This is a genomic window from Azospirillum agricola, assembly GCF_020005195.1.
Taxonomy (GTDB): domain Bacteria; phylum Pseudomonadota; class Alphaproteobacteria; order Azospirillales; family Azospirillaceae; genus Azospirillum; species Azospirillum agricola.
The window spans coordinates 333,112-345,180 of record NZ_JAIFZR010000001.1 but is presented as its reverse complement, the minus strand read 5'-3'; the positions used below and the strand labels follow the sequence as shown (position 1 = coordinate 345,180).

General features: G+C 71.0%; 11 protein-coding genes. 5 read left to right on the top strand and 6 right to left on the bottom strand.

What is annotated here, in order from left to right; genetic code table 11:
- Nucleotides 1-5: 5 nt before the first annotated feature.
- The 3 genes from JN22_RS01400 to JN22_RS01390 form a co-directional block, all read right to left on the bottom strand.
- Nucleotides 6-653: an amino acid ABC transporter permease gene (locus JN22_RS01400; RefSeq protein ID WP_085552197.1), complete on the bottom strand. Its 648-nt coding sequence runs from the start codon at nucleotides 651-653 to the stop codon at nucleotides 6-8.
- A gap of 193 nt (nucleotides 654-846) precedes the next feature.
- Nucleotides 847-1,701 carry a transporter substrate-binding domain-containing protein gene (locus tag JN22_RS01395; RefSeq protein WP_085552469.1) on the bottom strand — a complete coding sequence of 285 codons (855 nt, stop codon included), beginning with the start codon at nucleotides 1,699-1,701 and terminating at the stop codon, nucleotides 847-849.
- An 85-nt stretch (nucleotides 1,702-1,786) separates the two neighbouring features.
- Nucleotides 1,787-2,614, bottom strand: coding sequence for a UTRA domain-containing protein (locus JN22_RS01390; RefSeq protein ID WP_085552196.1), 828 nt, complete (start codon nucleotides 2,612-2,614; stop codon nucleotides 1,787-1,789).
- Nucleotides 2,615-2,868: 254 nt separating this feature from the next.
- Here JN22_RS01390 and JN22_RS01385 point away from each other — a divergent pair, with 254 nt between their 5' ends.
- From JN22_RS01385 to JN22_RS01375, 3 genes are read left to right on the top strand one after another with little or no spacing between them, the layout of a single operon-like run.
- Nucleotides 2,869-4,122, top strand: coding sequence for a paraquat-inducible protein A (locus JN22_RS01385; RefSeq protein WP_223677512.1), 1,254 nt, complete (start codon nucleotides 2,869-2,871; stop codon nucleotides 4,120-4,122).
- On the top strand, nucleotides 4,119-5,789 hold the full coding sequence (locus tag JN22_RS01380; RefSeq protein ID WP_085552194.1) for a PqiB family protein: 1,671 nt from the start codon (nucleotides 4,119-4,121) through the stop codon (nucleotides 5,787-5,789). Before JN22_RS01385 ends, JN22_RS01380 begins: the two co-directional genes overlap by 4 nt.
- Nucleotides 5,790-5,818: 29 nt before the next feature.
- Nucleotides 5,819-6,346: a PqiC family protein gene (locus JN22_RS01375; protein ID WP_223677511.1), complete on the top strand. Its 528-nt coding sequence runs from the start codon at nucleotides 5,819-5,821 to the stop codon at nucleotides 6,344-6,346.
- Between the two features lie 209 nt (nucleotides 6,347-6,555).
- Here the strand turns inward: JN22_RS01375 and JN22_RS01370 are convergent, their stop codons facing one another.
- Nucleotides 6,556-7,122, bottom strand: coding sequence for a hypothetical protein (locus tag JN22_RS01370; RefSeq protein WP_085552192.1), 567 nt, complete (start codon nucleotides 7,120-7,122; stop codon nucleotides 6,556-6,558).
- A 98-nt stretch (nucleotides 7,123-7,220) separates the two neighbouring features.
- Nucleotides 7,221-8,123, bottom strand: a complete 903-nt coding sequence (locus tag JN22_RS01365; RefSeq protein ID WP_085552191.1) for a LysR family transcriptional regulator — start codon at nucleotides 8,121-8,123, stop codon at nucleotides 7,221-7,223.
- A gap of 150 nt (nucleotides 8,124-8,273) precedes the next feature.
- Between JN22_RS01365 and JN22_RS01360 the strand changes: the two genes are divergently transcribed.
- Both JN22_RS01360 and fghA read left to right on the top strand, forming a co-directional pair.
- The gene (locus tag JN22_RS01360) at nucleotides 8,274-9,392 is read left to right on the top strand and encodes an S-(hydroxymethyl)glutathione dehydrogenase/class III alcohol dehydrogenase (protein WP_085552190.1); all 1,119 of its coding nucleotides are present in this window, start codon (nucleotides 8,274-8,276) and stop codon (nucleotides 9,390-9,392) included.
- Between the two features lie 26 nt (nucleotides 9,393-9,418).
- Nucleotides 9,419-10,270, top strand: coding sequence for an S-formylglutathione hydrolase (gene fghA, locus JN22_RS01355; protein ID WP_085552189.1), 852 nt, complete (start codon nucleotides 9,419-9,421; stop codon nucleotides 10,268-10,270).
- Nucleotides 10,271-10,330: 60 nt separating this feature from the next.
- Here fghA and JN22_RS01350 read toward each other — a convergent pair whose 3' ends face one another.
- Entirely contained in the window at nucleotides 10,331-12,058 is a 1,728-nt protein-coding gene (locus tag JN22_RS01350) for a ShlB/FhaC/HecB family hemolysin secretion/activation protein (protein ID WP_085552188.1), read from the bottom strand.
- Nucleotides 12,059-12,069: the final 11 nt, after the last annotated feature.

The following is a 12,069-nucleotide window of genomic DNA, read 5'->3' as shown; positions in this document are numbered from 1 at the left end:
CGGCGTCACCCCTGCTGGAGCCGGCGTTCGACCAGCGCGCCGAACAGGGCCAGCGCGCCGTTGATCGCCAGATAGATGAGGCCCGCCGCCAGATAGATCTCCAGCGGCCGGTAGTTGCTGGCCGAGATGGTCTGGCTGGTGCGGGTCAACTCGGCCACCCCGACGACGGAGATCAGTGAGGACGCCTTCAGCAGCAGGATCAGCTCGTTCACCAGCGCCGGCACCGAGATGCGGAAGGCCTGCGGCAGCAGGATGCGCCGCCAGATGGTGGTGCCGGGAAAGCCCAGCGCCAAGGCCGCCTCGGACTGGCCGTGCGGCACGGCGTTCAGCGCGCCGCGGTAGATCTCCGAGACGTAGGCCCCCGACGCGAGGCTGAGCGCGCCGATGGCGGCGACCAGCGGCGGCACGTCGATGCCGACCAGCGGCAGCATGTAGTAGATCAGCAAAAGCTGGATCAGCAGCGGCACGCCGCGGAAGAAGCTGACATAGACGCCGCCGGCCATGTCGGCCGCCCGGCTGCCCGATTGCCGCGCCACGCAGACGAGCATCCCGATCACCTGCCCCAGCATGACGCCGAGCAGCGAGATCCAGACGGTCGTCACCGCCGCCCCGAGCAGATGGGGAAGCGCGTCGATGATCACGCTGAACTTCATGAACCGAACTTCATGGCTGGGCCTTGGTTGCCCTCTCCTGTCCCGGGAGAGGGAGGGGACCCGCGAAGCGGGGAGGGTGAGGGGCTATTGGTGGCATGGATCAAGCCGCACGCCCGACAGCCCCTCACCCTTCCCACGGCTCTGCCGTGGGCCCCTTCCCTCTCCCGGGACGGGAGAGGGAGAGTGTTGGCGGTCAGAGCTGCGGTTCGGGGACCGTGGTCGGCAGCTCGGCGGAGAGGCCGAACCACTTCTTCTGGATCGTCGCCAGGCGGCCGTCCTTCTGGATCTTCACCAGCGCGGCGTTGACCGCCTCGATCAGGCTCTTGTCGTCATCGGCCGGGCGGCCGACCCACGAGAAGTAGGAGGGCTTGCCGAAGGGCGGCAGCACGACCGCGAAGGTCTCCTTGCGCTGGGCGGCGGCGTAGGCGAGGTTCGGCAGCGAGTTCACCGACACGTCGACGCGGCCGGCGGCCAGATCGGCGTAGGACTGGTTGCTGTCGACGTATTCCTTGACCGTCGGCGCCGGGGTCAGCGTGGCGCCGAACTCCTTGACCTGGGCGAGCTGCGAGGTGCCCTTGCCGCCGCCGACATTCTTGCCGGCGATGTCCTCGGGCTTGTTGATGGTCTTGTCGTCGGCGCGCTTCATCATCGCCGCCGTCGCCTCCGAGATCGGAACGGTGAAGGCGTAGCGCTTCATGCGCTCCTTGGTGATGGTGACGGGGGCGATGACCAGATCGAACTTCTTGGCCTCCAGGCCGGGCAGCACGCTGGTCCAGGGCAGGTCGATGTACTTGGCCTTGACGCCCAGCTCCTTCGCCACCTCGTCGAACAGGTCGCGGTCGACGCCCTTGTACTCGTTGTTCTCGAGGAAGTCGAAGGGCGGGAACTGCATCTCGGTGGCGACGCTGATGGTGCCGGCCTTCTTGATGTCGGCCAGTGTGTCGGCCATGGCGCCGGCCGCTCCGCCGAGGGCGAGAACCGCGGCGCCCAGCAGGGCCGTCCGCACCGCACGGCCGAAACGGCCCGTCTTCTTGCCAGCGCTCGTCATCGTGAACTCCATTCGTTGAGAACCCCCTGTTGGCGGCCGGCCGTGATCGCTGGGATTGATCGCCACGGTTGCCGGCCTTTTGTGTTTACAAATTAAGCTCGGTCGCGCTGTCGGTGATCGACGCGCCGCTCAGGCTGAAGCGGTCGCCGACTGACAGGAAATGCACCAGGGTGATGGCGCGGTTCAAGTGGACGGTTTGCCGCCGGATCGACAGGCAGGCCGCACCCGGCTCCACCCCCAGCAGCGCCGCCATGTCGGCGGTGGCGTTGACGGCGCGCACCGTGTGCTCGGCCGACGACCAGGGCACCTGGTCGACCAGCCAGCGGCTGGGCGGCACGCTGTCGAAGGGTTCCGCCGCCACCTCGGGCACGGCGTCGAGGTTGACCAGCCGCCGCTCGAACTGGATCGGCGTGCCGTCGCTGAGATGCAGGCAGTCCAGCGACAGGATCGGCGTGCCGTCGGGCACGTCGGGCCAGCGGACCGCCTCGCCGTTGCGCAAGGATCGGCGGTCGAGGATGCGGAACTCGTAGAGGCTGCCGGCCCTGGCCACCACGTCGCCGATGTCCTCGATGGGCAGGGCGAAGCGGTCGTGGCGGCCGGTGGCGACGAAGGTGCCGGCGCGGCGGCGGCGGACCAGGAAGCCCTCCCGCGCCAGCAGCGCGATGGCCTTGTGGACGGTCTGGCGCGACACGCCGTAGAGCGACGAGAGCTGCTCCTCGTTGGGGAGGCGTTCGCCGGCCTGCCAGTGGCCCCGCAGGATCTGGCCGGCGACGGCGCGCTTGATCTGGCCGAACAGCGGACCCTTTCCGTCGAGGCCCGGCCGAAAATCCGGTTGCGGTGCGGCGGCGCGGTCGGCTAGACCCCGTTCGGCCCCCCCTCGGTCGGTCAGGCTCTGTCGCGCCAATCCCTGCACCCCGCTCTCCGCGTCCTCGCTCGGCGTGGGTGCGATAATGTATGTACAAAATAAGACGGTCAATCGGGAAATCGGCGGTTCCGACGCGCCGCCCGAGGTTTCCTACCCCTTTCGCGGGGGGTTGCGCCGCCGCCGCTTCAAGCCAGTTAGGAAGCGGATGTTTCGTTTGTTTTCTTCCGGAGTGCCGAGCCATTTCTGACGTGCCGAGCGGGAACCGGCCAAATGGGAACCGGCCGGAGGGAGCGGGAGGCTCGGTGCGCGACGACCTCGTCGCCTGCCCCGATTGCGGGCGGCTGCACCGCGTCCGCCAGCCGCGCCCCGGCCATCGCGCCGAATGCACCCGCTGCGGCGCGGTGCTCTACCGGCGCGGCGTGGGGGGCGTCCACCACGCGCTGCCGGCGGCGCTGGCCGGCGCGGCGCTGCTGGCGCTGCTGGCGCTCAACCCGCTGATGGCGGTCCACATCCAGGGCAACGACCGCGAGGGGCTGGTCACCACCGGCATCGAGGCGCTGAACGACCAGGGCATGTGGCCGCTCGCCCTGCTGGTCGCCGCCCTGGTGCTGGCCGTCCCGGTGGCGCGGGTCGCGGGCGTGACCCTGGTGCTGTCGGCGCTGCGCGAGGGGCGGCGGCCCGGCAACCCGCACGGCCTGGCCCGCCTGTTCGCCTGGACCGAGCGGCTGCGCGCCTGGGCGATGCTGGACGTCTTCCTGCTCGGCCTGCTGGTCGCCTATTCGCGGCTGGCCGGCTTCGCCAACGCCGAGTTCATGGCCGGCGGACTGGCGCTCGGCGGCTATGTGCTGATCCGCGCGGCGATGGACCAGACGCTCGACCGCCGGGCCGTGTGGAGCGCCATCGACCATGCGCCGGCGAGCGACGCGCCGCCTCCCGCGCGCTGGGTCGCCTGCACCGTCTGCCAGCGCGTCCACGGCTTCGATCATACGGCCCCGGCCCATTGCACCCGCTGCGCCAGCCCGCTGCACGCGCGCGAACCGGACAGCCTGGGGCGCACGACGGCGCTGGTGGCGGCCGGCGCCATCCTCTATGTTCCGGCCAACCTGCTGCCGGTGATGACCGTTGTCAATTTCGGACAGGGCGCCCCCAGCACCATTCTTCACGGCGTGGTCGAGCTGGCCGAGGTCGGGCTGTGGCCGCTGGCCCTGCTGGTCTTCGTCGCCAGCGTCGCCGTGCCGGTGCTGAAGCTGGCGGGGCTGAGCTGGTTCCTGATCGCCGCCCGGCGCGGGTCCGCCGCCCGGCTGCACGCCCGCATCCGGCTCTACCGGGTCATCGATTCCATCGGCCGCTGGTCCAACATCGACGTGTTCATGATCGCCATCCTCGCCGCCCTGGTGCAGTTCGGCGCCGTCGCCTCGATCCGAGCCGACGACGGCGCCATCGCCTTCGCCGCCGTCGTCGTCCTGACCATGCTGGCCAGCCATGTCTTCGACCCCCGGATCATGTGGGACCGGGCGGAGCCGCCGGACGAGCGGGCCGGCGGAGGCGGGTCATGACCGAACGGCACCCCGTGCCGGAGGTGGAGCTGCCGCGCCGCCGCCGCCTGTCGCCGATCTGGGCGCTGCCCATCGTCGCCGCGCTGATCGCCGGCTGGCTCGGCTGGCGCTGGCTGGCGGAGCGCGGGCCGCAGATCGTCATCACCTTCCAGACCGGCGACGGGCTGGAGGCCGGGCGCACCCGGATCAAGCACAAGAACGTCGATCTCGGCACCATCGAGCGGGTCCGCCTGTCCGACGACCTGTCCAAGGTGATCGCGACCGCCCGCATGGACCGCGCCGCCGCCGACCATCTGAAGGAGACGACGCGCTTCTGGGCGGTGCGGCCGCGCCTCGGCCTCGGTGGCGTGTCGGGGCTGAGCACGGTGGTGTCCGGCACCTACGTGGAGATGGAGCCGGGCGGCGGCGGCGACCGCCGCGAATTCGAGGCGCTGGAGGAGCCGCCGGTGGTCCGCTCCGACGTGCCGGGGCGCGGCTTCAGCCTGAAGACCCAGCAGCTCGGCTCGCTGTCGCAGGGGTCGCCGGTCTATTTCCACGGCGTGCAGGTCGGCGAGGTCATGGGCTACACCCTGTCGCCGCAGGACCGCGCGGTGTCGGTGTCGATCTTCGTGCGGGCGCCCTACGACGAGCTGGTGCGCGAGAAGACCCGCTTCTGGCGCTCGTCCGGCATCCAGGTGTCCGCCGGGGCGGACGGTTTCAAGCTGCAAACGGAATCGCTGCGCACGCTGGCGCTGGGCGGCGTCGTGCTCGACACGCCGCCCGACGACCAGGCCGGCGGCCGGGCAGGGGAGGGGGCCGGCTTCACCCTCTACGAGGATCCGGTGGCCGCCGCCGACGACCGCGAGCGGCTGCGCATCCGCTACCGGCTGGAATTCCCCGGCTCGGTCCAGGGGCTCCAGGCCGGCGCGCCGGTGCTGCTGCGTGGGCTTGCGGTCGGCCGGGTGGTCGGCTTGCGGCTGGAATACGACGTGGCGCGCGGCGAGATCCGCGTGCCGGTGGAGATCGAGCTTGATTCCGACCGCGTCCAGCCGGTCAACGCCCCGCCGAACGGTCCCCCGCCCGAGGAGGCGGCGGCGCGCCGCGTCGTGGCGGCGCTGGTGGAGAAAGGGCTGCGGGCGCGGCTGGCCTCGGGCAACCTGCTGACCGGACAGAAGCTGGTGGCGCTGGATTTCGAACCCAACGCCCCGCGCCCGGCGGCCGGGGATCCCACCGGGTCGGAGCTGCCGACGCTGGCCTCCAGCGACTTCGAATCGATCAGCCGCTCGGCCGGGGCGGTGATGGACAGCATCGCCGGGCTGCCGTTGGCCGGGCTGGTCGAGGATCTGCGGCGCACCATCCAGTCGGTCGGCGGGGTCGCCGGCTCGCCCGATCTGGCGCGCTCGCTGGCTGGGCTGGCCCGCGCGCTGGGCAGCGCCGACACGCTGATGCGCACCGCGAACACGCAGGTGCCGGCGCTGGTCGCCAGCCTGCGCGGGGTGGCGACGGCGGCGCAGGGCACGCTGGCCGCCGCCAACGGCGTGATCGGCGGAACCTCGTCGGGGACCCCCGATCTGGCCGGCGTCATGAAGCAGCTGAACGACGCCGCGCGCTCCTTCCGCGTGCTGGCCGATTATCTGGAACGCCATCCGGAGGCGCTGATCCGGGGCAAGACGGGGGATGGGCGATGAGGGGTGGGTTCGTCGGGCGGGGGCTTGTGATGGCGGTCCTGCTGCTGGCCGGCTGCCAGACGCCGGACAGCCGGCTCTACACCCTGTCGGTGCTGCCGCCGGAGGGGCCGGTGGCCGCCGCCGCCGGGGGGGCGCTGGCGCTGGGCGCGCTGGAGCTGCCGCCGCTGGTCGACCGGCCGCAGATCGTCCGCCGGATCGACCCCAACCGGGTGGAGACGCTGGAGTTCGACCGCTGGGCCGAACCGCTGGCCGACGGGCTGCGGGCGACCCTTGCCGCCGACCTCGCCGCCCGCCTGCCGGGACGCAGCGTGCTGCCGGTGGCGGGGAGCGCGCCGGGAGCGGGCACGGCGGTGCTGTCGGTCACCGTGCTGACATTCGAGTCCACGGCGGACGGCCGGGTGGTGCTGGACGCGCAATGGGGACCGGCGAACGGCCCGCGCCGGCGTGACAGCGTGGAGATCCGCGCCGCGAACGGCGAACCGGCGGCGCTGGTCGCGGCGATGAGCCGGGCGGTGGCGGCTCTGGCCGACCGCATGGCGGCAACCGGGCGTTTCTGAATTTCGGCCCTTGAAGGGTTGGGCTGGCGAAGGGTTGGGCTGGACCCTCAGGGCGCCGAGACACCAAGGCGCTCGACGGCGCGTCGCCACCGGCCGGGATGGACGGCGGTGGCGGCAACGCGCCGCGGAAACCGTGATGTCTCGGCGCCCTGAGGGTCCAGAAGCCCCGGAGGGGGGAGGCCCTGTCTCTCCCCTCGATCCACCCCGAATCAATGAACCAGGGTCGCCCCGCGATCGACCCGAGCCGTCGCGCGCGTGGTGGTGAAATCCTCGGCGTGTTGCGGCGCCGGCTTGCGGCGCTCGGCCGGCTCGGCTTCGACCGGCATCGGCAGGCGCAGGCCCGCCTTGTCGAGCGCGCCCGACAGGATGCACAGCGGGGCCAGCGCCATCCGCACGCCTGCCAGCGCCAGCCAGTCGGACAGCAGCATCCCGGCCTCGCCGTGGCAGCCGTGCTGGAGCAGTGCGATCATGTCGAGCAGCTTCGCCTCGTCCCCGCCCAGCATCGGGCAGCGCGGGCGGTGGATGTCGAGCGGGCGGATCGCCGCCGCGATGGCGATCCGCATCACCGTGTCGAAGGCCACCGCCGCGTCGTTGTTCAGCCCCGCCGCCGTCAGCCCGTCCTGCCAGTGCGGGTGGGTCTCCTCCGGAGCCCGCAGCGGTTCGGCCCACAGGCGCAGAACCGAGACGACCAGCGCTTCCGCCGTCCGCAGATCCTGGAGCCGCGTGAGGCCGTCCGGTGACGCGCGGCGGCTGTGGCGGGGCGGCGTGGTCGGCATGGGGGGCTCCTTGCTCCGATTTGTCCGGGATCGATCCGGTGAACGGGCGCCAGCCTACGCAGGCCTTTCTGCAAATGCAAGTCATTCTCAATAACTGTTCAGCGATACTCCGGCCGCCGCGCCAGCCCCTGCTTGAGGTGGCGGATCGCCGCGTGGACCTTGGGCGGGACGTGGCGTTTCTGCGGGTAGACCGCCCAGACGGCGGTGTTGGGCGGGCGGTGCCGTTCCAGCAGCGGAACCAGCCGGCCCTCGGCGACCGGCTCCTTCACGTAATAGTCGGGCAACTGGCACAGGCCGAAACCGCGCAAGGCCGCGTCCAGCACGGCAACCCCGCTGTTGCAGCGCCAGCGGCCGCGCGGGCGGAACAGCCAGTCGCGCCCGTCCTCGTCGAACAGCCAGCCGTCGGAGGTGCCTATCAGGCATTGGTGTCCGGCCAGCGCCCCGAGGCTGTCCGGGATGCCGTGCCGCTCCAGATAGGCGGGGGCGGCGCACAGATGCATCGCGCGCGGGGCGATGCGGGTGGCGACGAGGCTCGATTCGTTCAGCCGTCCCAGCCGGATCGCCAGATCATAGCCCTCCTGCACCAGATCCAGCGTGCGGTTGGTCAACTCGATCTCGACGCTGAGCTGCGGGTGGCGTTCCAGCAATTCGTTGACCAGCGGCACGACGAAGCGCTCGCCATAGGCGGTGGCGCAGGTCATGCGCAGCAGCCCCTTGACCTCCCCCGGCCCGTCGCCCTGGAGGTCGCCGACGGCGAGAAAGGCCTCGTCGCGCTCCTCCGCCAGCCGCTGGCAGCGGGTGAGGAAGGCGCGGCCGCTCTCGGTCAGGCTGACCTTGCGGGTGGTGCGGTAGAACAGGCGGGCCTGCAACCGGTCCTCCAGCCGCGCCACGCTGCGGCTGACGTGGGAGGAGGACAGCCGCAGCCGCTCCGCCGCGCGGGTGAAGCCGCCGGTCTCCGCCACCGCCACGAACTCGTCGATCCCATCCCAGCCGCCCGTCATTCCGCCGCGATCCCCGCCGATTGTCCCCATACGGCAAAAATCTATTCCCGAATTCGCCGTTCTGGCAACGACTGGGACGGGGCTACACTGGCGGCAACCGCCGCCGATCCGCGATCGGCCGAATCCGTATGTCTGGGAAGGAACACCCGCATGGTCCTGTCGCGCGCCGCCGTCGCCTGGGAAGCCAACCGCCCGCTGGAGATCGAGGAGGTCGAGGTCGCCGCCCCGAAGGCCGGCGAGGTGATGGTCCGCATCGTCGCCACCGGCGTCTGCCACACCGACGCCTACACCCTGTCGGGCAAGGATTCCGAGGGCGTCTTCCCCTGCATCCTCGGCCATGAGGGCGGCGGCGTGGTGGTGGAGGTCGGCCCCGGCGTGACCTCCGTCGCGGTCGGCGATCATGTGATCCCGCTCTACACGCCCGAATGCGGGAAGTGCAAATTCTGCCTGTCGGGCAAGACCAACCTGTGCCAGGCGATCCGCGCCACCCAGGGCAAGGGCCTGATGCCGGACGGCACCAGCCGCTTCTCCCTGAAGGGCAAGCAAATCGCCCACTACATGGGGACCTCGACCTTCTCGGAATACACGGTGCTGCCGGAGATCGCGCTGGCGAAGATCAACAAGGCGGCGCCGCTGGAGAAGGTCTGCCTGCTCGGCTGCGGCGTCACCACCGGCATGGGCGCGGTGATGAACACCGCGAAGGTCGAGCCGGGCGCCACCGTCGCCATCTTCGGCCTGGGCGGCATCGGGCTGTCGGCGATCATCGGCGCCACCATGGCCAAGGCGTCGCGCATCATCGGCGTCGACATCAACCCGTCGAAGTTCGAGATCGCCCGCCAGCTCGGCGCCACCGACATCGTGAACCCCAAGGACTACGACCGCCCGATCCAGGACGTCCTGGTCGAGATGACCGACGGCGGCGTCGATTACAGCTTCGAGTGCATCGGCAACGTGAACGTCATGCGCTCCGCGCTGGAATGCTGCCACAAGGGCTGGGGCGAGTCGGTCATCATCGGCGTCGCCGGCGCCGGCGAGGAGATTTCGACCCGTCCCTTCCAGCTCGTCACCGGCCGCGTCTGGCGCGGCTCGGCCTTCGGCGGCGTCAAGGGCCGCTCGGAGCTGCCGGGCATCGTCGAGCGCTATCTGGCCGGCGAGTTCGAGCTGGACACCTTCATCACCCACACCATGGGGCTGGACCGCATCAACGAGGCGTTCGACCTGATGCACGAGGGCAAGAGCATCCGCTCGGTCATCCACTACAACCAGTAAGGCCACGACCGGGGGAGATTCGGGTGATGAGCGAAGCCTTCACGATCCTGTCGGAGACCCGCGTCTTCGGCGGCTGGCTGAAGCGGGTGCGGCACGCCTCGGCGGCGCTGGACTGCGCGATGACCTTCGCGGTCTATCTGCCGCCGCGGGCGGAGGCGGGCGCGCGGGTTCCGACGCTCTACTGGCTGTCGGGCCTGACCTGCACCGACGAGAACTTCATCCAGAAGGCCGGCGCCTTCCGCGTCGCGGCGGAACTGGGGCTGGCCATCGTCGCCCCCGACACCAGCCCGCGCGGCGAGGGGGTTCCGGGCGACCCGGACGGGGCGTGGGACTTCGGCCTCGGCGCCGGATTCTACCTGGACGCGACGGAACAGCCCTGGGCCCGGCACTACCGCATGCACGATTACGTGACGCGGGAACTGCCGGCGCTGGTCGAGGCCGGCTTCCCGGTGAGCGCCCGCCGTTCGGTCGCCGGCCATTCGATGGGCGGGCACGGCGCGCTGGTCTGCGCGCTGAGGCATCCGGGGCTGTACCGTTCGGTGTCGGCCTTCTCGCCCATCGTCAACCCGGCGGCGGTGCCGTGGGGGGAGAAGGCGTTCGGCCGCTACCTCGGCCCCGACCGCGACCGCTGGCTGGAGTGGGACGCCTGCGCCCTGATCGCGACGGCGGCGGAGCGCCTGCCGATCCTGATCGACCAGGGCGACCGCGACGGCTTCCTGGAGGCGCAGCTGAAGCCGGAACGGCTGGTCGCGGCGGCGGAGGCAGCCGGTCATCCGCTGACCCTGCGGATGCAGCCGGGCTACGACCACAGCTATTTCTTCATCGCGACCTTCATCGAGGACCATCTGCGCCACCACGCGGCGGCGCTGGCGGGGTAGGGGCGTCGTTTCACGGCATGGGCGGCGCCTTCCGCCGCCCGTGCCGCCCCCGTGCCGCCGTCAGAACCGCGTGGACAGCGTGAAGAACGTCCGCGCCGAGCGGTCGAGCGTGCTGAGCGGCACCGTGACGAAGGGCTTCGCCAGCTCCAGGCTGGCGTCGATCCGCTTGAACACCCCGAACCGCAGCCCGACGCCGGCCGAGGCAAGCGACCGCCGGCCGTGCCGCGACCCGCTCTCGTAGTTCCACACCGCGCCATAGTCGGCAAAGCCGTAGAACATGGCGTAGTCCAGATCGGGTTCCGCCGTCTCGGCGATGTGCTGAAGCTCGACGCGGGTGGAAAAGCCGTTGTCGCCGCTGATCTCCGAGGAATCGAAGGCGCGGCCGTAATATTTGCCGCCGACGCCGAATTCCTGGGTGGACAGCAGCTCGTCCGGGCTGTACTGCGCCTCGCCGGACAGGACGAGGACGTTGCTTTCGTCGAGCTTCTGGTTGCGCTGGGCGGTCAAGGTGATCTTGCGGAAATCGCTGCGCCCGCCGGCCCGCGACAGGTCGGCGCTGCCCGAGCGGGTGGCGTTCAGGATGTCCAGACCTTTGGAAAGCTGGACCGTCACCAGATTGGTGCCGTCCCAGCCGTCCGACACGTCGTAGGACAGGCCGGCCGTGAGGACGCGCAGGCGGTCTTCCGAAAGCTTCTCGCCCAGCGCCATGGTGCGGCTGTTGTGGAGGGTGAGGCCGACGTCGCCGCGCAGCGTCTCGGCCCGGCTGCGCAGGAAGGGGTGCGACAGGCCGATCCGGGCCGAGGAGGTCAGGTTGTCCAGCTCCAGCGGACGGACGCTGTCGCCCGGCTTCGACCAGGAGCGGCGGACGCCGTATTGCAGAAGCGTCCCCTCCGCGTCGACCGGCACCGCCTGACCGAGATCGAGGAAGCGCATCTCGCGCGCCTGCTGGGTGACGATGCCCTGGGCGGTGGTGCGCTCGAACAGGCCGAGCTGGTCCTCGACGTTGACCAGCCCGGTGAGCTGCATCGGCCCGACCGAGCGGGTGCCCCGGTTGTCGAGCATCAGCAGCCCGTCCATCGGCGTGCGTTCCAGCGTCAGCGTCAGCTGCGACGCACCGGGCGTGTCGGGCGATGCCTCCAGAACCGTCTTCACCGCGACGCCGGGCAAATCGTCGGCGAGCAGGACGTAGCGCTCCATGTCGGCCATGCGCAGCGGGCGCGACGCCTTGATCTTCTCGCCCATCCGCCGCAGCAGGCCGAGCCGGTCGGTCGCCTCGCCCTGGACCAGGACATCGCTGACATAGCCCTCCACCACCTCCAGCCGGACGATTCCGTTGCGGATGCGCTGGGCCGGGACGATGGCCTGGGACAGCACATAGCCGTCGTTGCGGTACTTGGCGGTGATCGCGTCGCGCAGGCCGTAGAGATCGGCCAGCGTCACCGGCTTGCCCAGCCGGTCGCGCCACAGCTCCGCCAGCTCCGCCGTGCCGTAGACGCTGTTGCCGGAGATCTGAAGCTCGTTCAGGGTCAGGGTGATGCGTTCGGCGTCCTTGGGCGGCGGCGCCTTGTCCGGGGCGGGCATCTCCAGCTCGGGCTGCGACTGCGGGGTCGGCGGGCGCTCGAAGCGCTGTTCCAGCCGGCTGGGGTCGAGCGAGGGCGGCAGCACCGGCGGCACGGTCTGCGCCAGGGCGCCCCCGCCGCCCAAGATGCTTCCCAGGACACCGCAGAGCAGGAGGGTGGAGAGCCGGCGCGACGAGGGCCGGCGATGCGGGGTGCTGGTACGGTGCATGGTGGCGCTTG

Bases quoted from the DNA above. Each gene is read 5' to 3' on its own strand.
- JN22_RS01365 (WP_085552191.1), bottom strand. From the start codon at position 8,123: ATGACGGGCGGCTGGGATGGGATCGACGAGTTCGTGGCGGTGGCGGAG.
- JN22_RS01375 (WP_223677511.1), top strand. From the start codon at position 5,819: ATGGCGGTCCTGCTGCTGGCCGGCTGCCAGACGCCGGACAGCCGGCTC.
- JN22_RS01350 (WP_085552188.1), bottom strand. From the start codon at position 12,058: ATGCACCGTACCAGCACCCCGCATCGCCGGCCCTCGTCGCGCCGGCTC.
- JN22_RS01395 (WP_085552469.1), bottom strand. From the start codon at position 1,701: ATGACGAGCGCTGGCAAGAAGACGGGCCGTTTCGGCCGTGCGGTGCGG.
- JN22_RS01360 (WP_085552190.1), top strand. From the start codon at position 8,274: ATGGTCCTGTCGCGCGCCGCCGTCGCCTGGGAAGCCAACCGCCCGCTG.
- JN22_RS01380 (WP_085552194.1), top strand. From the start codon at position 4,119: ATGACCGAACGGCACCCCGTGCCGGAGGTGGAGCTGCCGCGCCGCCGC.
- fghA (WP_085552189.1), top strand. From the start codon at position 9,419: ATGAGCGAAGCCTTCACGATCCTGTCGGAGACCCGCGTCTTCGGCGGC.
- JN22_RS01370 (WP_085552192.1), bottom strand. From the start codon at position 7,122: ATGCCGACCACGCCGCCCCGCCACAGCCGCCGCGCGTCACCGGACGGC.
- JN22_RS01400 (WP_085552197.1), bottom strand. From the start codon at position 653: ATGAAGTTCAGCGTGATCATCGACGCGCTTCCCCATCTGCTCGGGGCG.